The sequence below is a fragment of the Luminiphilus sp. nBUS_07 genome, assembly GCF_051201685.1.
Taxonomy (GTDB): domain Bacteria; phylum Pseudomonadota; class Gammaproteobacteria; order Pseudomonadales; family Halieaceae; genus Luminiphilus.
The window spans coordinates 1,005,834-1,026,329 of the sequence record NZ_CP179213.1 but is presented as its reverse complement, the minus strand read 5'-3'; the positions used below and the strand labels follow the sequence as shown (position 1 = coordinate 1,026,329).

Sequence of the window (20,496 nt, the reverse complement as noted above, 5' to 3'; positions counted from 1 at the left end):
ACCCGGGAAACCCAACACTGCTGACTCAGGCCAGGCCACCCGCCAACTCACCCTCAGCCATGCTGCGACCTGCCAGTATGTGAAGATGCAAGTGAAAAACCGTCTGCCCGCCATCGGCACCATTATTAATCACCAATCGAAAACCTTCACCCACACCCAAATCATTTGCGACTTTACCCGCTACCAGTAGCAGGTGCCCCAGCAGCTCTGAATCGCTCTGCTGTGCATCGACCAATCGGGGAATCGGTTTTCTGGGAATGATTAAAACGTGCGTCGGCGCTTGTGGGTGAATATCTTGAATGACAACGCAGTGTTCGTCCTCGTACAAAAATTCGCTGGGAATTTCACCACGCGTAATCTTGCCAAAAATCGTATCGCTCATAAGCTTCTGCTCACCGTTCACGCTCTTCGAGACTTAAACTACGCGCTTCGCTTTCAAGCATAACGGGAATGTCATCGCGTATAGGGTAGGCGAGCCCACTGGCACGGCAAACGAGCTCCTGTTGCTCAGGCTGGTACTCCAGGGGCGCCTTGGAGACGGGGCAGACCAAAATCTCAAGTAGTTTGGGATCGAGCACGAGAAATCCTCTGGTGACAATAGACGGTTGGGAAGTATACGGGTATGCCGGTGCAATTCGCACCTGTTGATAACGATCAGTCTGGAAGCGGCATGGCCGGAACAAGCAGCTGAGGGTCGACCCGTTGATTCAACCAACTCATTCGCCAATCTAAATGTGGCCCAGTAGCGCGTCCGGTAGCCCCAACCTCACCAATAAGATCGCCCCGCTGCACCTCTTGACCCACCTCTACATGTAGCTTGCTAAGATGCAGAAAGGACGAAGACAGACCATACCCGTGATCGAGAATAATCGTACCCCCAGAGTAGAAAAGATCGAGCTCCGCCAAGGTGATCACTCCGGGACCCGGAGCCACAACAGGATGCCCCGTGGGCACCGCCACATCGACACCGTAATGGGGTGAACCGGGAGTGCCATTATAAAATCTCTGGCTGCCGTAAACTCCGCTGATTCTGCCCGTTGCAGGCCACGAAAGTCCCGCCTGCACCGCCTCTAGCAGCTCAGGACGCTCAATACGCTGGGCTTTGGCCTTGCGAACCAGCGCGCGCTCTCGAGCAATCCGCTCAAGCACATCGTCGGGGGGCGTGACGGTCTTTTGGGGAACGCCCTCAACGCGCTGGATGTTGTATTGTCTCTGCGCGACTGCCACGGTTTGGGTGCAGCGGTCTCCAGCGTAGATAATTGAGAGCGCCTGCTCTTTGGGTGCGTCGCGCCCTAACCCCAAAACAAACGCTCCGCTGGGCATGACCAATATAGAAGTTTCATCCACGGTCACAAGCGCAGTCGGTGCCACTTGTCCCCACAACAAGCCCCCCTGCCTAGCGTCTCCCGACAATTCTACGCAGTTGGCAACGGCTGCCGGGGCACCACAGCAGAGCATCAGCATGGCGAAAACCCGCTGCACAGCAACCCGCTGGAGTAAAACAATAATCATAATTCCATCGTCATATCGCTTAATCTTACTCGTAGCATCAATACATTTGATTTTCACTGCAAGGGTTAGATTTCTCGCATCCGGCATCAGGTCGGCTTTTAATACCTCAGCGGCTTGTCTATTGAGGTGCGAGCATTTGTGAAAACACCGAGCGAACTTCGCGGTTTGTCCGCGTGGCCGGTCTTGAGCGCACTAAAAACCTCAAGAGTCTCAGAGGCAGGGCTAAGCCAAAGCTTTATTAGCCGTTACCTTTAAAGTGTCACAGGCTAACCGTGACCAACCTAATAACTTTTGACGCAACTAGGGTGCGGCTATTAACGCCGAGCAATGATCCCGTAATCCAATGGCACAGCTTATTTAACCTACCCAAAACTACCCTTACAGGAGGCTATACCGACTCACTGTAGCGCCGGAAATCAAAAGCTAACGGGTAAAATCAACCACAGGCAACACCCTATTGGGCGAGGCCTTTTCCTCATAATCATTGAGTCCAAATGAAAGGTTGTGTGCCGAAGAACCCCAGATAAAAGTCTTATTCCACCGATCCCAAAGGGCGAGGTAGGCACCCAAATTGCCGTGCCCGTGGTCTATAGAATGGTGCAGCTGGTGCTGGGCCGGGCTGATGATATAACGCTCGAAGGATCCAAACCCCAAGGGAATATGGCTATGCCGCAGATTAGATCCGGCCAAGGTTAGTAAAAACCCCAACGCATTTACGCCCAAAATATCCCAAACCTGAAGCTGCGCACCAAAGCCCCAAATAAACACCCCAGAAATCAGCCCCAATGTAACAATTGATCGCAAATAGTTAATGAAGCTTTCGATTGGGTGAGTTCGAAAGACAGTAAACGGAGTCAGCGTCGTTGCAGAGTGATGAAGCCGATGAATGCGCCATAAGAAGGGGTTGCGGTGCATGGCTAGGTGCGTGAGGAAACGGGCTGCATCATCAAAGACAAAAGCCACCATGGTAAAACTCAGCGACACAAAAATTGGGCCTGCGGAGATTTGCGGGGCGTCCAAAACATGAAGGTGCAAGACGCGAGCGGTAATAAGTGCCACCCCCAGCTGACCTCCCAGCATTGGAATAAAGACGACGAGTTTGAGAAACGTATTGAGAAATAACAGCGCGTAATCGATGCGTGTGGAGGCATTCCACCAATATTTTTTGCAAAGTAGGCGACGGGCAAGAGCCCCGGGGCCCAAGCCCGGCAATGCGGCCCTAAAGTACCAAGCGGCAAGCACAACTGAACCTAAAATATGCATCCAGAACAACCGCTTGGCAGGATCGTTGACATATAGCAACGGCGCAATAAGTGGCTGTACTGCATCTAGCATCATGAATACTCAGAACGAATAGCGAATGCGGCCAACAATTGATTGCGGACGATTGGGTCTAGCTCCGAACGGTCGGTGAGACACTATCGCAGCTTCGTCAGTTACGTTTAATAAAGACGCCTGCAGCGAAACATGGTTTGTCATGTCGTAAGTGGCGCTGAGGTCCAAAATAGCAAACCCATCACTATGCAATTCTTCGGTAATGGCACCGGCGCCAGGGACCTCACGCATCTGCGATTGAAAATCGAGGGTGCTGTCTATGTGCCAGCGGTCTCCTAACAGGCTAACGCGCAGACTGCCCACGCTCTCAGGAATATAGGGAACCTCGTCTCCCGCTTTTACCAAACCCCATTGGGGGAATCCTGAAAAAAACGTAGTCGCAAACTCAGATTCGCTGTAGGTGTAACTTAGGGCGCCCTGCAGCGAGAGACTTTCTGACAGCATCACTGTATGCAGCGCAGCTAATTCCGCACCAAAAATCTCCACCTCACCACCGTTGAACTCTGAACCCGGCTCACAACTGGTATCGCTAACACGACAACGGCCAATGAGATTACCGTAGTCGCTATAAAAACCGACCAAAGATAATTCACTGCCGCCGTTGTTAAAGCGTGCGCCAATCTCGTAATTTGTGCTGTCCTCATGAGAAGCTTCTGATCCAGGTCCCGCAGGGGAAAAACCCTCATAAATGCCGCCAAAAAACGACATATTGTCGGAAACCTCCCAGATACCACTGATCGACGGCGAAGTCAGTGCTTGAGAGCGTTTCAACCGTTCGCCGGTCAGCTGATTGAAGACCTCTCCGTCAATGTCTTCATGCCGGACCCCCAGATCTATGGAAAATCCACCGAGGCTAATTCGGGTTATGCCATAAACCGCCAAGGCCTCACTTTCGGCCTTGTTCACGACCTTTGGCTCTCTTGGCACTGCATCGGGAATCATTTGTAAATTGGTCATTAAGTAAGTCGCTGGCTGATGATTTCGCTCCACTTGATCTTGATGCAGGCGGATACCCCCGCGGGACGATAAGGTAATGGATCCAATAGCTCTTTGATCTGAAATTGACCACTGAATACCACTACTTTCGTAAGCCCGATCGTTGTTGGTGACATCCAAAATTTCATCATCTGTCAGGGCAGAGTTTTTCTGTCCGGTTAATACAAAATACTGATCCTGATACTGACTCGGCGCTTGCAAAACCTTTTGTAGCGTTGGGCCCGCCAAAAAGCCATCTAGCTTATTCCATGATCGATCAAAATCGTTCCAATACACTTTCACATTGGAGCGGGTGTTTTGGGTTAGGGACAGTGAGTAATTTAAGAGCACATTAATATGCTCAGACTCAAATCGTGCCAACTGCGATGCAGCATAGCGTCGATAGGGGTTGTCTCTAAAGTCGGCGTCGGCGAGCCCCAAATACGTTTCATCAGCTCTCTCCTCTCCCCCTTCGATCAACAGGGATACTTTGTGCTCACGGGGCGATTCCGGATTCTGATAAAGCAGCTTGATGCCAAAGTCAGAGCGTTCAAAGCCCGTAGAATCACCATGACCATCAATAGTCTTAAAGCCATCGGCGCCGTAAGTCAGGACGTCAACGAGGTACCCAAAATTACCCTTCATGTTTCCGTAGGCGGCTTGGGCTTTGTAGTAACCATCAGAACCGTAGCTGAGGTCTAGCACGCCCATAGCAGCGCTAGGAACAGGAGCAGAAACTAAATTCACTGCCCCTCCTACGGTGTGAGGCCCGTGGGTAACAGCTGCCGGGCCCTTTACCACCTCGATACTCGAGATGCGGCTCACATTGGGGACATAATAGGCTGCGGGTGCGGAGTACGGCGCAGGCGTAATTAAAACCTCATCACGCATAAGCGTGATTTTTTGACTTCGCTCTGCAGCAGCACCTCTGATACCAACATTAGGACGCAGCCCGTAGCCATCTTCGTCTCGAATATAGACCCCAGGTGTTTGGGCCAAGATTTTCTTGAGATCGACATAGTCAAAACGCTCAAGGTCTTCCTCGTTGATCACATAGGCAGAGCCCGAAACTTCTCGAGCATCGGTGCGACTGCCAATAATGGTGATTTCCTCAAGCACAGAATTTTCTGCAAAAGCTGCACCCGCGCTCACTAGCGCAACGACACCCACTAAACACTTCATGATTAACTCACACTTATTAATTTTTAAAACTTGCATTAATCGTTGTCAGCCTGAGAGCCACCCGGCACGGAAACGTTGACGATAGTGACAAAATCAATTTTCAAGTCGTCGACTATTCGCTTAATGAGTCCGTAAAGCGTGCAGGTTGGGAATCGATCTGAAGGGCTGTCTGGGTTAGCGAATGCATTGGCACACTCAGCGTCATCAGAGGCCGTTTGTATTAGCTGAACCTGCTCTGAGAGTGAAACGTCAATACTTTCAGCCAGGGCAACTGTGACTGACAAATTATCAACAAACCGCTGAGCTACTTCGGGAAATCCCTCGCTGACAATATGGGCGTCAAATCCTGTGGCTTCATTGGAGACAAAGATTGTTTCAAATGCCCTGACGTTATTAATAATTTGACGAAGCGATGTTCGACTAAACGGTGATTCAATTTGTTCGGGACAGGTCAGCGAAGAGCAGGCTTCAATAATTCCCAGGGGGTTACCCAGCTTTGCATCCTTGGCACCCTCTTCGATGTAAAAAAGGCCATCGGTGGTTATCTGCAGGCTCTCGGATAGGCTGTCTTCAGCTAAAAAATTCCCTCGGAAATCGCCGCCACTAGGGTCCCAGCGGGTCGCGATAGCATCAGCCGCTTCAGCAATATCTTGGGCAATGAGCTTTGCCGCGTCGCAACGCTTTTCTTTTCTTTGCTCGACGCTCAAATCGTTCCAATTCTGAGTCGCAGAAGCCTGAGGGGGACAGGAGTGGTCCAGCGTCTCATTAAACAGGAGATACTCCAAAGCCCCGATGCCGCGCTGATTAATTGAACGATTACTGATGTCAAAATTCTCATCCACCAACGCCGCAATGCCGTCAACACCGCAGGTACTCAATGAGCCGAACATGTACGAATTGAGCCGATATTGCAGATTGAATGCGTTCTCCGAGGCGGGTCCTATCGCGTGTAATTCTGCGCGCTGAACTTGTGACGCTAAGGCTCGCCATTGATCTTGTGCATTTGCACGGGATGCCGACTCATTTTCTGTGCCGATAGCGTCGCAGTAGGCATAAAGGTCGCCCTCAGAATTCGTCATGGCTTGTGCCGAAGACACCAAGGCGGCGTAATTGGGTAACACAATCTCATCGACATAGGCCGTTAACATTTGCGCTACTGAGTATTCTCCAGACCCGCTGCCACCCGAGGGGTCATCTGGCGTGTCACCACCGGCCGTACCATCACCGGGAATTGGCGTGGGGGCCACATCGCCCCCACTATCAGTACAAGCCGCTAAAGAAAATATCACCAGGCAATAAAACAACAGCCCACTCAACCTCTTTGACATTCCAAATGTCCTCAAACTTAAAACAACAAAAGACGCCGGTCTGCGGCGCCTGTAATTTGAGCGTTAATGGTTATAACGCCCGATAGTTCTCGTATTTTTGATCGACTACCAAATCTCGACCACTTCCGACTCGAATCCGTAGGCTTCTGCCAAGATATCCCGCGCTTCTTGCAAATCTGCTAAGTAGTTTTGAATGGCATCTGACGGAGAAGCTGCAGTGGCAGCTTGGCCACCCTGAGACCCGTCAGCCAACACCGGGGCGTCTCCCATGAGCGACAGCACCCGCTTCAGATCTGCGACATCCTTCCCTGTTTCGCCGGTTCGAAAGGGAGACACTGGGCTAAACTGTAAACCCAGAGCGAACCCTTTCATCTCACCCCAGTGCTTAGACAAATTGATGAAATTAGAAAGATCGGCGTAATAAGGCGGGGCAAAGTCGGCCATATCATCTGAGACATCGTTGATGTAGTGCACGACCGTGGCCGCAATACACTTCTCCCAAGTTATTGCAGCGATTTCGATTTGACCCTGCAATGCGGCATCTGCCTCTACCGTCAACTCTCCGGCTGCCTCAGCATTTTCAAGAATTCGACGACCCACCAAAAAAGCGTCCATTGCCGACTTGGAATAGTCGGTGTAAGCAACGCCCTCGGCATTCTTTTTACGATCACGCTTTGCGCAGTTTTGCGCATGGCCAAAAATAAATTCACTTCTCAGGTCGATTAAGCCATCGCCGTTGGAGTCGTAATAGCCATTGCCATATTCAGCGCGCCCGCCTTTGCCGGCAGCCTCATCGTCGGTGTAATCATTGAGATCCCTAGAGGCGCCGTAGTAACCGAAAGCCTCGTCGTAGTCGTGGGCACCCGCCGAGTAACCTTTGCCGGGTTTTTCCTCACCCAGCATGTTGGGGAAGTCGGCTTGCAGATAGTCATTTGTGCCCTGGGAAAAATTCACCGCTACCGATAAAAACTTCTGAATCAACTGCCGATAATGAACCCCAGTGCTTGAAATCATTGGAGTACCAATGAGGACCTCTTCGCCACTGGCTACTGTCACCGCCGGCGTGACCTCGTCTGTCGCTTCTGCTGCTAGTGCGTCCATCCAAACGTAGACCAACTCGATGGGAAGAGGCGTAGCGTCCAGCCCTGCACTCCAACCAAAGAACTCATCGTCGATTAACATTTCGGTCTCACCCGTGCCTGCTAAGCTACCGCCGGCAATTTTTCCGTTGAGGTTTTTACCCGTGCTGATATCGCCATAAGTGGGTCCTGGTATAACCGGGTCGCTGCCTTTCGTCGTAAATCCGTGGGCAGTTTCATCGGCTCCGTCGCCGGTCATATAGAACCGTAAACCCGCTGATATTTCCTCTGCCTGCCCGGGGCTCTCTTGCAAGTCTTCCATGTAACTAACAAGACCGAGTTGCAGCACCTGCCTCGCTGTCTGACCCGTGTAACTGACGCCGTCGTCAGTGCCATCACCCACGTAGCCAACGGCGGCGTAAACCAGAGGCATAGGATCACAGGCATCGCCCTTACCGTTAACGTCACTGTCCTCCTGTTCGGGATTTCCGGTCTCAACACAATTGTCTTCGGCGTCTACAATGCCGTCGCCATCGGTGTCTGGATCCTCTACCGGCTCTTCTGCGGGCGGGGTTGGGGGCGGGGGCGGTGGAGGCGAGTCACTGCCGCCTCCACAAGCGACTAAACCCAACGATAAAAGCAACGCAGGAAAAACAACGCTCAATTTTCGACTTACTCTTGTCATCGGAAACCCCTTCTAAATTCCGTTTGTCTCAAATCTTTTAAGTTGTGTGATTTTATTTAACTAAAACATAATCGTATAGCGAATCATTCTCATTTGCAATACGATTAGCGTGATGTTTGGATCTATCTCGTCAAGGGGCATACCGTCAGTGGTTTTCGACATAGATCATCGGGGCACTAGGACCCTTTTCGGCTTTTGAGTGCGCTATGCAAGCTGCGCAACTTCGTCACAAACACCGCCTAACCTCGGTGGGCTAGATCGCACCCAAACCCTGCTATGGTTGAGGCTTTGTAAAGCTTTGGGTTTGCTCGGGCGCTTATTTTCGAAACGAACAGCGAGGAGTCTTGAATTGTCACGTTACCGCCCGCCGAGGCCCAAAGGCTCCCCCTACATCACGCAAGAAGGGGAGCAACGCTTACGCGAAGAACTCAAGGAACTTTGGAAGGTAGAGCGGCCGGTAGTTACAGCCGTGGTACAGGCCGCCGCTGCTAACGGCGACCGATCGGAGAATGGTGATTATATTTACGGCAAAAAGCGCCTACGCGAAATCGACAGCAGGGTCCGCTTTTTACGCAAGCGCCTCGACGAACTCGTCGTTGTTACGTCGGCGCCAACCAACCCCGACAAAGCTTACTTTGGCGCCTACGTAACCCTCGAAAATGCTGAAGGCGAAGTGCACCACTGGCGGATTGTTGGCCCCGATGAATTCGACCTGAGTGCGCAGAAGCTGAGCTGTGACTCCCCATTGGGCCGTGCCTTACTCGGCAAAACCATCGACACAGAGATCGTTATAGAGAGCCCCTCAGGTCCACAAACCTGGTACCTCAATGCGGTTCGCTACGTCGATGACTCGAGGTAAACGCCTGTTTAACGTCGGTCAAATCTGCTGAGCGTCGGTCATGAAACACCGCTATGCAGCCGCCTACATACCTTTACTCAGCACCCCAGCTTTACCTCAGACAGCAGGCACAGCCCACAGCGCCAAAATTCCGCGCAACACACTGACAAAGGCAATAGGCTCGTCCAGCATCAGATGATGTCGCGCCCCCGGGATCCCTATCATGGGAACGTCTACCGCCCCGCACTCTCGAAGATAAACCGCCGAATCGTCATCAAATAAAACGCTGTCTTGACCGTACACTACGGCTTTTCGGCCCGGTGTCGCCGCAATAATCTTGCCTTGGCCAAACATACGCTCCTCTTGACCAAAGTCGCTCTGAAAAACGCTGGTATCGAACTTCCAGCGCCAGCCCTCATCCACTTGTCGTAAAGAGTGAAACGCCATGTAGTCAAAAAGACTAGGAACGCTGACAGGCTGATTGGGCGAAAGAACGAAGCGACCCTTTGCGGTTTCATAATCGGGGTAAATGCGATTGGGGCGCGATGGATCAGATGGCAGTGGTCTACCCTCCGAAAAGTGCGCTTTGAGGCGCTCAGCCCGCAAGACCATCAAATCACAAATGATTAAACCACCGAACATTTGGTGACGGTCTGCCATGGCAGTCAACGCCACATGCCCCCCATAAGAATGCGCGATCACAATCGGCTTAATCTCATGATCAAATAATCCCGTAGCGCGCGCCACATCTTCGACTTCAGCAGCACGAACCGCATCGGGATAATGCTCCCTCACCCCTGAATCACCCATACCCGACAGGTCAAAAGCCACAACGTGATAATTTTCTGCGAGAAACGGCGCAATAAAGGCAAAACATCGAGCATGCGCCAGAAACCCATGCATTAATAACAATCCTGGATTCTCTGGGTTGCCCCAGCGAAAATAATGAATTGGGCATCCTCCTGAATCTACCCAACCCTCCTCGCGAGGCACTTGCAGGGCGCTCTCGAGCCAAGGGGGGACGGCCTCAGCATCTGGCGGCAACTCGTTCAAAAGTTCAGGTATTGCAGTTACCACTGTATTCATAACGCCCCAATAAATGCCGTAGAAAAAAGCCAATAAAATTGTGCTTTTTGATGATCATGTTTTGCCTACTGCCAGCCCTGCGTTTAAAGGGCGTGGCAACAGATTCTGTGACGTTTAAATTCTGCGCCTAAACGGTCTAAGTCGCTAAAAAAGACTCTCTCCGAACTGCGCAATTTGGAAGATCAAGGTTCTTCAGCGCGACAGCCCTGCGATAGTTCATTCGATTTGCCCGTCGCGTCGCTGGACGAAGCATAGGTCATTTCTTCTGCTTGGAGCTAGTGGGAAGACAACTTCAGACCAACTTTTCAGGAGTTAACTTGTTAACTTTCCGGGACTAAATGCCCCGTTTTCACATAGAGCAAGCAACCATGAGGGCTGTCTTGTTGTAGACAGCTAGCTGGTGGATTTCTTATCCAAGTACCTTTTCTATGGCCAGCAAAATTATCGTTTAGCTCTCCCTCAAGAACTAGAATTTCTTGACCACCGGGATACAAGCACTCAGGGAAAACAACCCCCGGAGCACAATCGACTAACACTACGACCTCGCCACGGAACTGATGTAATGGCAATACTCGCGTGCCCTCTACCAGCCCCTGACGCCACGACGCTGCCTTTGTATCCAAACATACGTGTTGCTGGTCCTCAGGGTGGAACTGCTGCAGTTTGACGAATATTGTGCCGCCCTCCCTAGAAAAAGGGGTGTGGCTTGAGCCAACAGGATTTCGGACATAAGTCCCCGCACCGTAATCGCCGTTTTCGTCAGAGAAAATCCCCTCAAGCACTAAAAATTCTTCGCCACCACCGTGGGTGTGGGACGAAAAAAAACTCTCTGGCTGGTAGCGGACGATACTGGTTGCTCGGGCAATCTCATCACCCTTGCGGTCCAGCATCCGGCGGTGAACCCCCGCCATTGGTGACTCTACCCAATTAAGCTCGAGGCTATTAACAACAGCACGGCGCGTTAGATCAGCATGTAATCTCATGGTTAACTAAAAACCTTAGAATCAACTTTAATACGGTCGTAGGTTGCTATCACTTGCACAGCCCCGATCTGTGACACTTGGCTAAAAATACTCGGCTGGCGACCCCAACCATGAAACTGGAGCGCTTTTTAATGCCGCTATGTTATAGAACTTAGAAGCCTTAATGCTATGATGGGAAGTGAATAGCAATGATTCCCTCGTACTTTCCGCGTGCCGCGTTCAAAGTTGCCAATTGCGCAATACCCTAGCGACTCCTAGGCAAAAGCCCCGGCACCTGCACAAGATCCGCTCGCTTCACGGCGTGCTCGACTTACCGCTTAGCGCAATAACAGGATCGCCAGCCTCCACCGCAGGTCTCCTGCAACGCCAAATGAATAAAATCCAACGCAGATCCTCTTCCCCCCGTGGACGCCTTGAGATCAAACTCATTACTATGCGGCGAGCGCGCCTAGGAACCAGCCACAAACCTTAGGCGTAATATCTTGTGACCCAGTATGTATTTGAATGGCAACTCCACAAGCTATTGTGGTTTGGGTAAAGCCTCTGTAGGTTTTGCCGATCTATTGAGGAAACTAGCATGACCGGTGAACGTCCACTTGAAGGTTTACGCGTTGTCGAAATGGGCCAGCTACTGGCAGGCCCATTTGCCGGCACTATCTTGGGATACTTTGGCGCTGAGGTCATCAAAGTTGAGCCGCCCACAGGCGACCCCATTCGTCAGTGGCGAGAGGTACGTGATGGCATGTCACTGTGGTACCACTCCCTCGCACGGAACAAAAAAAGCGTCACCCTCGATTTAAAATCTGAACGAGGCCAAGAGCTGGCCTTTGATTTATTGTGTAAGGCCGACATCGTCGTGGAAAACTTCCGCCCGGGGGCTATGGAAGAATGGGGATTAGGTCCGGAAAAGGTTAAAGCGATTAATCCGGGAATTATCTACACTCGGATTTCAGGTTACGGCCAAACCGGCCCGTTTTCATCCAAGCCAGGCTACGCTTCAGTCACAGAAGGCTACGGTGGCTTTAGGTATATTAACGGTGAGCCCGGCAAGGCCCCGGTACGCCCCAATATTTCCCTGGGTGACACCGCCGCAGCAATTCACGCGGCCCTGGGCGTGTTGCTCGCTGTGATTCAACGTTCTAAATCTGGAGAGGGACAGGTGGTTGACGTCGCTCTGTATGAAGCCGTCTTCAATTTACTAGAGGGCATCGTTCCAGAGTATGACGGCGCCGGTGTGGTTCGGGAACCGTCTGGAACCACCATTACCGGCATCGTCCCTACCAATACTTATCTTTGCTCAGACGGCAAGCACGTTGTTATTGGCGGGAACGGCGACTCAATATTCAAGCGCCTCATGAAAGAAGCGGGACGCGAGGACATGGCAAACGACCCAGAGCTGGAACATAACCCAGGAAGAGTCGTGCATCAGGAAGCCATCGATCAGGCGTTAGCCGACTGGTGCGCAGCTAATAGCTCAAAAGACATTATCGAGCGTCTTGAGGCCGTAAGAGTTCCCGTAGGACCCATCTACAGCGTCGAAGACATGATGACCGACCCTCATTACAACGCCCGGGGCATGTTTGAGTCAGTAGACGTCAACGGCACGCCTTTAAAGATTCCGGCAATCGCCCCAAAACTCTCAGAGACCCCGGGAAGAACCGACTGGCCCGGAGCCGAAATTGGCGCACACAACACAGAAATTCTGGGCGATCTATTGGGTCTCGATGCCTCTGCATTGGCAGCGCTGTCATCTGACGGCATCACCAACTGAGCCTGCCTGATGAAGCTTGATGGCGTCACGGTTATCGACCTTTCGCTATTCCTACCCGGCCCCGCTGCCACGCAAATGATGGCGGATCACGGTGCCCGGGTTATTAAAGTAGAGAACCCTAAGTCACCAGAACCCACCCGCTCGAGTCAATCTTTCCCCTGGCAGCAAGGGGGCGAAACAGTGATGTTTCGCAACACCCAGCGAGGCAAGGAGAGTATCGCCCTCGATTTAAAAAGCGACGCGGGAAAGGCCGCACTCGCTGAACTCATCAAGGGCGCAGATGTGCTCGTTGAGGCGTTCCGCCCCGGTGTAGCTGCCCGATTGGGCTTTGGCCCTGAAGCGGTTCGAGCCTTGAACCCTAAAATCGTGTATTGCTCTATTTCAGCGTTCGGTCAATCGGGACCTTGGCGGGACAAGCCGGCCCACGACACTGCTACTGTCGCAGCCTCCGGTGTTTTAAGTTTGTCATGCTCCCCGGAGGGAGACAGCGGCCCTGCAATAATCGGTGTCGCCATTTCAGACATGCTGTCTTCTTGGGCCGCCCTGTCAGGCATTCTCATGGCTCTGTTTCGACGGGAAACTACGGGCGAAGGGGATTATCTCGATGTCAGCATGCATGAATCTGTACTCGCAGCATCACCCAATATTTTAGGCCCGGTGTTCGCCGGCAAACAGGCACCTCGCCAGTTGGCCGAACGCAGCCATGGCGGTGGGGCTATGTTGAACATCTATCGAACGGCTGATGACCGATTCCTAGCCCTAGGAGGCGGAGAGCACAAATTTGTCAGTGCGCTGTTCGAAGGACTAAACCATCCCGAGTTCATTCACGCCGTGGCTGGGCCTGCTGGCACGGCACACGAGCCGGCTATCCGTTTTCTGCGAGAAACATTCCGCGCTAAAACGCTGACCGATTGGGAGTTATGGTTCGAAGGTCGCGATATTTGCTGGAGCCCGGTTCTCGATCTCAACGAGGCCTGGTCAGCCGAGCACGTCTCGGCCCGGGGCATGCGTTGGCAAGACAATGATGGCAACGACCATATCGGTACGCCGCTTAAATTCCAGCGGGAACCCGCTGCCATCGACGCATCTCTGCCATCAGTGGGACAAAATACCTCAGATATCATTAACGATTTGGACTTGACCCCAGCCCAACGTACGGCGATATTGGAGGTGTTGGAGTAATTGTACGTACAAATGTTTGCGGGCGATGTTCGCCTGAGTAATCCAAGCACTCGGTAAATCAGTATTTATCGAGAGAATAACAACCATTAAAGCCACTTCCCAAATGCTTACTGGAGGATCCGTGGACATGAAAAACCCATCACACCAAAGACCTGCGACAGCTAAAAGCCATTTATCATTAGCGCTGGCGGCACTGACAACCGTCGGCGGCAGCCTCGCGTTACCCAACTTTGCCCACGCCCAGCTCGAGGAAGTCGTCGTTACCGCTCGAGCACGAAGCGAATCACTTCAAGACGTACCCAGCACCGTGACCGCTTTTACCGCGGGACAGATTAACGACATGGGGATTCAGCGGGCAGAAGACTTTATCTCTCAGACTCCAGGGGTGAGCTTCGTCAACACCGTTGAAACCGGCGACTCGTCTGTCTCCATCCGCGGTATCAATGGCGCACGGGACGCGGAAACAAACTTCGCACTGATTATTGACGGCATTCTTTATATCAACACTTACGCCTTCAACCGCGAGTACGCTGACCTCGAACAAATTGAAATTTTGAAAGGGCCTCAAGGGGCGTTGTACGGACGTTCAGCCGCCGCTGGCGCTATCATCATGTCAACGAAGCGGCCATCGCAAGAGTTTGAAGGCGATGTTCGAATTAGCATGGCTGAAGACAGTACCTATACCGGCCTTGCTACCGTCGCTGGACCACTGGGCGAGAATGTAGCGGGTCGATTGACCGCAGATTACCGAAGCACAGATGGTTTCTATAGCAACTCCTTCCTTAACGACAATGTCGTCGACGATGCAGAAAACTATTCTGTTCAGGGCCGTTTAGTCTTCGATCCCACGGACAATTTGTCGATCGACACCAAGTTGCGGTACGGCAAATCAGAGGGTGCGGCCATTACTTTTAACGCCGCCTTTGCGCTGCCACCATTTTTAGGCTTTGGCACCCCAGGGGTCGAATCTTTTTATCAGGACGTCAACACCCACGAGTTTGTGTTTGCAGGTAACGTGCGGCCAGTTAATGAACAAGATGTCCTCGAGTTTTCGGTGAAAGCCGACTGGGACATGGACTGGGCGACACTGACCGCCTGGGGCTTCTACAGTGACACCGAGGATACTTTCATTGCTGACGGCACATCGGGTGCTTTTGGCTTCTACGGCGGTACCTCAGCCTGTATCAACTCACTTGACGCTTTGACTCCGTCTTACACCCCATCGGTACCGGGTGGTGTGACGGCGTTGCCCGCCCCCACGTTTATTTTTGGCTCTGCAGCGGGTGCGCAAGTGCTTCCCCCCTACAGCCCGACAACGTGTGACGGTTATCAATACCAAGAGCGCTTCCAGGAAGACATGAGCTTTCAAGTGCAGCTCACGTCCAACTCGGATCAACGGCTACGCTGGCAAGCAGGTTTGTACTACCTCGATATCGAAAGGTACCAGGCGGTCTCACAGCTGCGCGATGACGGCTCTAACTGGCCAAACCCCGCGAGCAATGTGCCCACCACCATTTACAATCAGTTTACTGACGCAATGGTGAACGACACATTCGACACCACCGTTATGGCGGCCTTCGGATCGGTAAACTACGATTTAACCGAGTCTATGGAACTGTCGCTGGCGCTGCGCTACGACCGTGAAGAACGTGACGTCACCAACAACGTACCCTCCCCTGCAGATGGTGCGCTCTCTAACTACATCGACTACTGCGGTGGCCAATGTACGTTGAATGGCCAGCCCCTCAATGGTTCGCCGCTGAACCCGGGCTTTGTTAACTTCAACGATTTTACGGTGAGCTCCAGCATCCCCGGTAACAGTGAAACTTTTGACCAGTTGCAGCCCAAAGTCAGCCTGACCTGGGACGCCACCGAAAGCACAACGTTATACACCAGCTGGGGTGTAGGCTTTAAAGCTGGAGGCTTCAATAACTCAGGAGCAAGCCAGATCGTAAACTTCTATCTAGTTGAGAACGGCGGCGCGCTTGTAGCGCCACCCGATCTTATCCGGGAAGAAACTTCAAGCTCGTTCGAACTGGGCTTCCGGTCGGGACTCTTGGACGGAAACTTGCAGCTCAACGGTGCGGTCTTTCATACCGAAGTCGATGACATGCAGTTCTTCGAATTCTTCGTAGGCCCCTTCGGCTTGCTGAGAACCGCTGAAAATATCGATGAAGTTACGCTGCAGGGTTTTGAGCTGAGTGCAGCCTGGGCGATCACAGACAACCTGCGGTTTGATGCGGGTTACTCCATGGTCGACGGCGAAATCGACGTCAACGCTCTGCGACCCTACACCGCAGGCAACGACGTGCCCAACAACCCCGAGTTCACGGCCAATGCTGCGATTCAATACTCATTGCCCCTAGGCCGCTTCGAGCTGTTCAGCAGACTTGAGTACTCTTACCAAGGCGACACTTGGTACCACACGGTCCAAGACGATGTCGTTCCGGCGACACTGTTTGGCGGACCGCCTGCCAACTACGGACAGGATCCACAAACAGGGCAAGGTGGCACCCAGGTCGACGGCTATGGTCTAGCGAACCTGAGAGTGGGTCTGCGCGGAGAGAAGTGGAGCATTATGGCCTTCGCACGCAACCTCACCGACGAGGAGTTTGTTGCCGAGGTGATCTTGGCCCCCGAATTCGGTGGCGGCTTTGTGAGCCCCGGTACGCAGCGACGTGCGGGTGTAGAGGTGCAGTACAGCTTCTAACTTTAAACGCCAAAAGAAGAAAAGGCAGGGTCTCTACCCTGCCTTTTTTTTGCCTGTCCGTTTTAGCCGCTTAACGGCGGGTTCCTGCCAGTTTTACCGACCGACGAACCTCTCAATAATCGTCGATAGAACAACTTAAATCTATCCTAGCGCCGGTTCTCAACGAATACTGTTTCTGCTCCACGCTCCACGCTACAAACTAATGGTAGTTCCACCATCGACAGCAATAATTTGCCCCGTTAGATAGCGCGCCTTATCAGACAACAAAAATACCGCGACATCGGCAATATCTTCAGGATTGCCCACACGCCCCAAAGGCACAGTCTCGGCAAAAGCGGCGAGCCCCTCTTCACCGAGTGAGTTGACCGGATCGAGGGTTTGCGCAGAGCGTATGACACCGGGCGCGATGCCATTAACTCGAATGCCGTAAGCCGCAAATTCTAGCGCCGCTGAACGCACCATCCCCATGACTCCCCCCTTGCTGGCGACGTAGGGGATATGTTCTGACCAGCCCAATACGGCCCCCACAATAGAGGACAAACACACAATTGACCCACCTCCCGCCTTTTGCATGCCCGGAATAGCTGCGCGCATGACCCGCATCATGCCTTTGAGATTTACATTCATGGTCTCGTCCCAGGCGTCATCATCAAGGGAACTCAGTGGCAAGGTTCGAGCAATGCCAGCGTTTAACACCAATGCAGATAGTGCCCCAAACCGCGCCTCAACATCATGGACAACGGCGTTCGCCGCCTCGGTATCGGTGACATCGAGGCTATGAAACTCTGCCTGACCGCCCCGCGCAGAGATCTCATCGGCAACAGCTTGCCCCTCAGCCAACAAGACATCGGTTACGATGACCCGATACCCTGAATCAGCCAAAGCTAGAGCCGTGGCTCGGCCCAAGCCAATACCCGCACCTGTGACTAAAGCGACTTGTTCACTCATAACTTCATCTCCTAAATAAGTGCCAAACTCAAGACACAAAGGTGCACTTTAAGACGGTAAAGGGCAACAGATTAAGACGACAAAGCCCGACAGGCATTGCATGGGTCTTGGTCTCGGTCGAGACCGAAATCTCAACCTGTAGCTCCGCCCTCTGGCCGCCGCATTCAACGGGCGCTTATAAGCATTGGCGACTGGGCAGCACTAAGCTATATTCAATGGTGAGTGTAGTCCCCGGTCAACGAACAGGATCCCTGCTATGTCGAACGCCTATAAGGAACAACAACTCCACGATGCCCTTCCCTCTACGAGTCATGATGAACTGGCGCGACAGCATTTCGTGCGTTCGTTTAAAGAGCATTTAGTCACCGACTTACACCCAGGGCTGAAAACCGCTTACGAAAAACGCGCCAAGGGGAAATTTGTCGAAAAGCACCAGAGGGAACCCGAATCTATTCAAGAAGTGGGTCAGGTGATGAAACAAGACACTCACTATCAGGCGTGGAGCTCTCTACTGCGAACCAGTCAGGAAATGATGTGGTCTTCGGCGCAAATACCCGTCCAACGCGCCATTCAAAAACTGGCAACTCAGGCCGCCGAGACCCCGGCTGTGGGAAGCCTGCGGCTAGACCCCGATCTAAAAATCCCGGCTTACCACACGGCGGTAGATATTCATTGCCAGCCCGGGGGCTATCACACCGAGTACATTGAGAATGATGTTGCCCAAGGTGCCATCTATGACCGCGCCGTCTACATTTACGCGATGGGGCAAATGGGGGTCAATAATGCCGACATGGGTGACAGCACGGTGGCTTGGTTAAAGCAGGAGCACCCCGAATTAAAACCCACCCGAATCCTAGACCTAGGTTGTGCAGTCGGCCACAGTACCTTGCCCTACGCCAGCGGTTTTGAGGGCGCTGAAGTCCATGCCATTGACGTGGCCCCACCCATGCTCCGCTATGCCCATGCCCGGGCATCCTCGATGGGCTTACCGGTGCATTTTTCTCAGCAAAACGCCGAGACGCTCGACTTTGAGGATAACTCTTTTGATTTAGTGGTTTCCCACATCTTACTGCATGAGACATCCTCTGCTGCCATCAAAAATATTATCCGCGAGTGCCACCGAGTGCTTAAACCCGGGGGCATGATGTTGCACGTCGAGACCCCACCCTATGAGGGGATGGAGCCTTTTGACACGTTTATTTTTGACTGGGACAGTGAAAACAACAACGAACCCTTCTGGCGAAAAAGCCACTTATTAGACCTCGAAGCTCTAGCCCTTAATTCCGGTTTTGATCAACACAAACCCATTCAGATTATGGTGCCAAGTGCCTTTCAGGAAACCCAACGCAGCAATACTTTCCAGGGCGGCGATTTTGGGGGTGGCGGCGTCTGGTTTGTCTACGGGTGTCAAAAATGAGCGACGACACCGAGGTTACGCTTCAACGCAAAGCCAAAGGCAAGCGTCCCTACTACTTTTCTGATTCAGATGTTGATCGCTTGCTCTCCATGGTCATGGCTTTGACCGGCGAGTTATCGGTAACACGGGATCGACTCGATACCTTGGAGCGGGTGGCTGCGGCAAAGGGTTTGTTCTCCAGTGAAGACATTGAGCAATACGCACTGTCAGATGCAGACATGGAAGCACGGGCCGCTCGCCATCAAACTATTTTCAAAGAAGTTACCCGCATTATAGTGGGTGAACTGGAAGACCTCGAGGCCTCAGAAGACAGGGACTACAGCACCGTCGTCTCCCAAGTTGAAAACGACGGCTGACCCCAGGCGTGAATTAAATTTTGAGTGCAGGCAGTACCTCAGCTCCAAAGCGCTCAATACCTCCGACAAAGTCCGGCCAGCTGAACAGCATGCCATCTATCCCTGTGCGCTCCACAATACCCTCTATACGCCTCACCACAGTGTCAGGTGAGCCATAAATGACCGGAATACCCATGAACGCCATATTGCCCGCCTCGACGCTCTGATTAAGTGCGGCTTTGAGCTGATCAGCCGTGCCACCAGTATTGGTATCTAAATCTGCACTGGCAAGAATGTTGCTGATAGCGCCGTGATCTGCACCATCAATAATAGCGTCAACCTCAGCCTTGGGCCTGATCATCGGAATCGGCCACGATTAGGTGAAACAGCGCATAAACGCCCACATCACGTTTAGTGCCTAGAGCTTTCGCTCGGATGTCCGCCACTGAGGTGACTAGATTGTCTTCACTGGTTAAAACAAACTGATGGTCGGCGTATTGCGCGACAAACTGACGGCCCGCAGGTGACTGGCCTGCGCAAACAAGTGGAATATCGCGCTTGGGCTGCGGCAAAACAGAGCAGTCATCCAACTCAAAATAATCACCTTGCCAAGAAGCTCTGCCGTCACGCCACAACGCTTGCAGAATTTGCACATACTCCGCCGCGTATTCATAACGGCGCTGATAGTGCTCATCTCCCGGCCACATACCCATTTGTGCGTACTCGGGCCGATTCCAACCCGTCACAATATTTAAACCACAGCGGCCAGCACTGATGTCGTCAATCGTTGCCACCATGCGAGCTACTATCGCAGGGTGTTGACTCAAGATCGATATCGAAGGAAATAAACCTATTTTTTCTGTGGCGGCTGCCAGCCCTGCCATGAGGGTAAATGACTCCAGACAACTGTCCCAATAACCCGTCTCACCACCAAACCCCCGGAACTTCATCATCGACAAAACAAAGTCTAATCCGTGTTTCTCGGCGGCGAGAGAAATATCGAGGTTGTGTTGATAGGTCGGTTGATAAACCGGGCTACCCGCGGAGGGAATGTAACCGTTACTGCCGTTGGGCAGAAATACACCAAACTTCATAAGTCACGCTCCTACATCACTAAAGGTAGGGGGCTC

The 20,496-nt window shown here is 52.4% G+C and carries 18 protein-coding genes; 6 read left to right on the top strand and 12 right to left on the bottom strand.

What is annotated here, in order from left to right; translation table 11 throughout:
• Positions 1–25 precede the first annotated feature (25 nt).
• From ACMAZB_RS04655 to ACMAZB_RS04625, 7 genes are all read right to left on the bottom strand, one after another.
• Positions 26–382 carry a histidine triad nucleotide-binding protein gene (locus ACMAZB_RS04655; protein WP_040812837.1) on the bottom strand — a complete coding sequence of 119 codons (357 nt, stop codon included), beginning with the start codon at positions 380–382 and terminating at the stop codon, positions 26–28.
• A 10-nt stretch (positions 383–392) separates the two neighbouring features.
• Positions 393–578 carry a Trm112 family protein gene (locus ACMAZB_RS04650; RefSeq protein WP_007236018.1) on the bottom strand — a complete coding sequence of 62 codons (186 nt, stop codon included), beginning with the start codon at positions 576–578 and terminating at the stop codon, positions 393–395.
• Between the two features lie 76 nt (positions 579–654).
• The gene (locus ACMAZB_RS04645; RefSeq protein ID WP_435219602.1) at positions 655–1,512 is read right to left on the bottom strand and encodes a M23 family metallopeptidase; all 858 of its coding nucleotides are present in this window, start codon (positions 1,510–1,512) and stop codon (positions 655–657) included.
• A 423-nt stretch (positions 1,513–1,935) separates the two neighbouring features.
• Positions 1,936–2,850: a sterol desaturase family protein gene (locus tag ACMAZB_RS04640; RefSeq protein WP_435219601.1), complete on the bottom strand. Its 915-nt coding sequence runs from the start codon at positions 2,848–2,850 to the stop codon at positions 1,936–1,938.
• A gap of 6 nt (positions 2,851–2,856) precedes the next feature.
• Positions 2,857–5,004 (bottom strand): TonB-dependent receptor family protein, encoded by a 2,148-nt coding sequence (locus tag ACMAZB_RS04635; protein WP_435219600.1) that lies wholly within the window; start codon positions 5,002–5,004, stop codon positions 2,857–2,859.
• A gap of 35 nt (positions 5,005–5,039) precedes the next feature.
• The gene (locus ACMAZB_RS04630) at positions 5,040–6,332 is read right to left on the bottom strand and encodes an imelysin family protein (RefSeq protein ID WP_435219599.1); all 1,293 of its coding nucleotides are present in this window, start codon (positions 6,330–6,332) and stop codon (positions 5,040–5,042) included.
• 105 nt (positions 6,333–6,437) lie between these two features.
• Positions 6,438–8,096 (bottom strand): thrombospondin type 3 repeat-containing protein, encoded by a 1,659-nt coding sequence (locus ACMAZB_RS04625; protein ID WP_435219598.1) that lies wholly within the window; start codon positions 8,094–8,096, stop codon positions 6,438–6,440.
• Positions 8,097–8,445: 349 nt separating this feature from the next.
• Between ACMAZB_RS04625 and greB the strand changes: the two genes are divergently transcribed.
• Complete coding sequence (greB, locus tag ACMAZB_RS04620) at positions 8,446–8,955, top strand: transcription elongation factor GreB (RefSeq protein ID WP_435219597.1); 510 nt, start codon at positions 8,446–8,448, stop codon at positions 8,953–8,955.
• A 96-nt stretch (positions 8,956–9,051) separates the two neighbouring features.
• On the opposite strand, the gene ACMAZB_RS04615 is transcribed toward greB, so the two are convergent.
• Complete coding sequence (locus ACMAZB_RS04615) at positions 9,052–10,020, bottom strand: alpha/beta fold hydrolase (protein ID WP_435219596.1); 969 nt, start codon at positions 10,018–10,020, stop codon at positions 9,052–9,054.
• Between the two features lie 320 nt (positions 10,021–10,340).
• Complete coding sequence (locus ACMAZB_RS04610) at positions 10,341–11,003, bottom strand: cupin domain-containing protein (RefSeq protein ID WP_435219595.1); 663 nt, start codon at positions 11,001–11,003, stop codon at positions 10,341–10,343.
• Positions 11,004–11,580: 577 nt separating this feature from the next.
• Between ACMAZB_RS04610 and ACMAZB_RS04605 the strand changes: the two genes are divergently transcribed.
• The 3 genes from ACMAZB_RS04605 to ACMAZB_RS04595 all read left to right on the top strand — a co-directional run bounded on the left by ACMAZB_RS04605 (position 11,581) and on the right by ACMAZB_RS04595 (position 16,666).
• A complete protein-coding gene (locus ACMAZB_RS04605; protein ID WP_435214850.1) occupies positions 11,581–12,774 on the top strand; it encodes a CaiB/BaiF CoA transferase family protein in 1,194 nt (397 codons plus the stop codon).
• A gap of 9 nt (positions 12,775–12,783) precedes the next feature.
• A complete protein-coding gene (locus ACMAZB_RS04600) occupies positions 12,784–13,956 on the top strand; it encodes a CaiB/BaiF CoA transferase family protein (protein WP_435219594.1) in 1,173 nt (390 codons plus the stop codon).
• Between the two features lie 127 nt (positions 13,957–14,083).
• Positions 14,084–16,666 (top strand): TonB-dependent receptor, encoded by a 2,583-nt coding sequence (locus ACMAZB_RS04595; protein ID WP_435219593.1) that lies wholly within the window; start codon positions 14,084–14,086, stop codon positions 16,664–16,666.
• A 192-nt stretch (positions 16,667–16,858) separates the two neighbouring features.
• On the opposite strand, the gene ACMAZB_RS04590 is transcribed toward ACMAZB_RS04595, so the two are convergent.
• Positions 16,859–17,614 (bottom strand): SDR family NAD(P)-dependent oxidoreductase, encoded by a 756-nt coding sequence (locus ACMAZB_RS04590; protein ID WP_435219592.1) that lies wholly within the window; start codon positions 17,612–17,614, stop codon positions 16,859–16,861.
• Positions 17,615–17,870: 256 nt separating this feature from the next.
• Between ACMAZB_RS04590 and ACMAZB_RS04585 the strand changes: the two genes are divergently transcribed.
• Together ACMAZB_RS04585 and ACMAZB_RS04580 are read left to right on the top strand one after the other, a co-directional pair.
• Entirely contained in the window at positions 17,871–19,031 is a 1,161-nt protein-coding gene (locus tag ACMAZB_RS04585) for a class I SAM-dependent methyltransferase (protein ID WP_435219591.1), read from the top strand.
• On the top strand, positions 19,028–19,387 hold the full coding sequence (locus ACMAZB_RS04580) for a hypothetical protein (RefSeq protein WP_435219590.1): 360 nt from the start codon (positions 19,028–19,030) through the stop codon (positions 19,385–19,387). Before ACMAZB_RS04585 ends, ACMAZB_RS04580 begins: the two co-directional genes overlap by 4 nt.
• A gap of 13 nt (positions 19,388–19,400) precedes the next feature.
• Here the strand turns inward: ACMAZB_RS04580 and ACMAZB_RS04575 are convergent, their stop codons facing one another.
• Both ACMAZB_RS04575 and ACMAZB_RS04570 read right to left on the bottom strand, forming a co-directional pair.
• A complete protein-coding gene (locus tag ACMAZB_RS04575) occupies positions 19,401–19,727 on the bottom strand; it encodes a hypothetical protein (RefSeq protein ID WP_435219589.1) in 327 nt (108 codons plus the stop codon).
• Positions 19,708–20,460, bottom strand: coding sequence for an LLM class flavin-dependent oxidoreductase (locus ACMAZB_RS04570; protein ID WP_435219588.1), 753 nt, complete (start codon positions 20,458–20,460; stop codon positions 19,708–19,710). Before ACMAZB_RS04570 ends, ACMAZB_RS04575 begins: the two co-directional genes overlap by 20 nt.
• Positions 20,461–20,496: the final 36 nt, after the last annotated feature.

Coding starts and splice junctions, on each gene's coding strand:
- ACMAZB_RS04655 (WP_040812837.1), bottom strand. CDS start 382: ATGAGCGATACGATTTTTGGCAAGATTACGCGTGGTGAAATTCCCAGC.
- ACMAZB_RS04645 (WP_435219602.1), bottom strand. CDS start 1,512: ATGATTATTGTTTTACTCCAGCGGGTTGCTGTGCAGCGGGTTTTCGCC.
- ACMAZB_RS04640 (WP_435219601.1), bottom strand. CDS start 2,850: ATGATGCTAGATGCAGTACAGCCACTTATTGCGCCGTTGCTATATGTC.
- ACMAZB_RS04635 (WP_435219600.1), bottom strand. CDS start 5,004: ATGAAGTGTTTAGTGGGTGTCGTTGCGCTAGTGAGCGCGGGTGCAGCT.
- ACMAZB_RS04630 (WP_435219599.1), bottom strand. CDS start 6,332: ATGTCAAAGAGGTTGAGTGGGCTGTTGTTTTATTGCCTGGTGATATTT.
- ACMAZB_RS04625 (WP_435219598.1), bottom strand. CDS start 8,096: ATGACAAGAGTAAGTCGAAAATTGAGCGTTGTTTTTCCTGCGTTGCTT.
- ACMAZB_RS04615 (WP_435219596.1), bottom strand. CDS start 10,020: ATGAATACAGTGGTAACTGCAATACCTGAACTTTTGAACGAGTTGCCG.
- ACMAZB_RS04610 (WP_435219595.1), bottom strand. CDS start 11,003: ATGAGATTACATGCTGATCTAACGCGCCGTGCTGTTGTTAATAGCCTC.
- ACMAZB_RS04605 (WP_435214850.1), top strand. CDS start 11,581: ATGACCGGTGAACGTCCACTTGAAGGTTTACGCGTTGTCGAAATGGGC.
- ACMAZB_RS04600 (WP_435219594.1), top strand. CDS start 12,784: ATGAAGCTTGATGGCGTCACGGTTATCGACCTTTCGCTATTCCTACCC.
- ACMAZB_RS04595 (WP_435219593.1), top strand. CDS start 14,084: ATGAAAAACCCATCACACCAAAGACCTGCGACAGCTAAAAGCCATTTA.
- ACMAZB_RS04590 (WP_435219592.1), bottom strand. CDS start 17,614: ATGAGTGAACAAGTCGCTTTAGTCACAGGTGCGGGTATTGGCTTGGGC.
- ACMAZB_RS04585 (WP_435219591.1), top strand. CDS start 17,871: ATGTCGAACGCCTATAAGGAACAACAACTCCACGATGCCCTTCCCTCT.
- ACMAZB_RS04580 (WP_435219590.1), top strand. CDS start 19,028: ATGAGCGACGACACCGAGGTTACGCTTCAACGCAAAGCCAAAGGCAAG.
- ACMAZB_RS04575 (WP_435219589.1), bottom strand. CDS start 19,727: ATGATCAGGCCCAAGGCTGAGGTTGACGCTATTATTGATGGTGCAGAT.
- ACMAZB_RS04570 (WP_435219588.1), bottom strand. CDS start 20,460: ATGAAGTTTGGTGTATTTCTGCCCAACGGCAGTAACGGTTACATTCCC.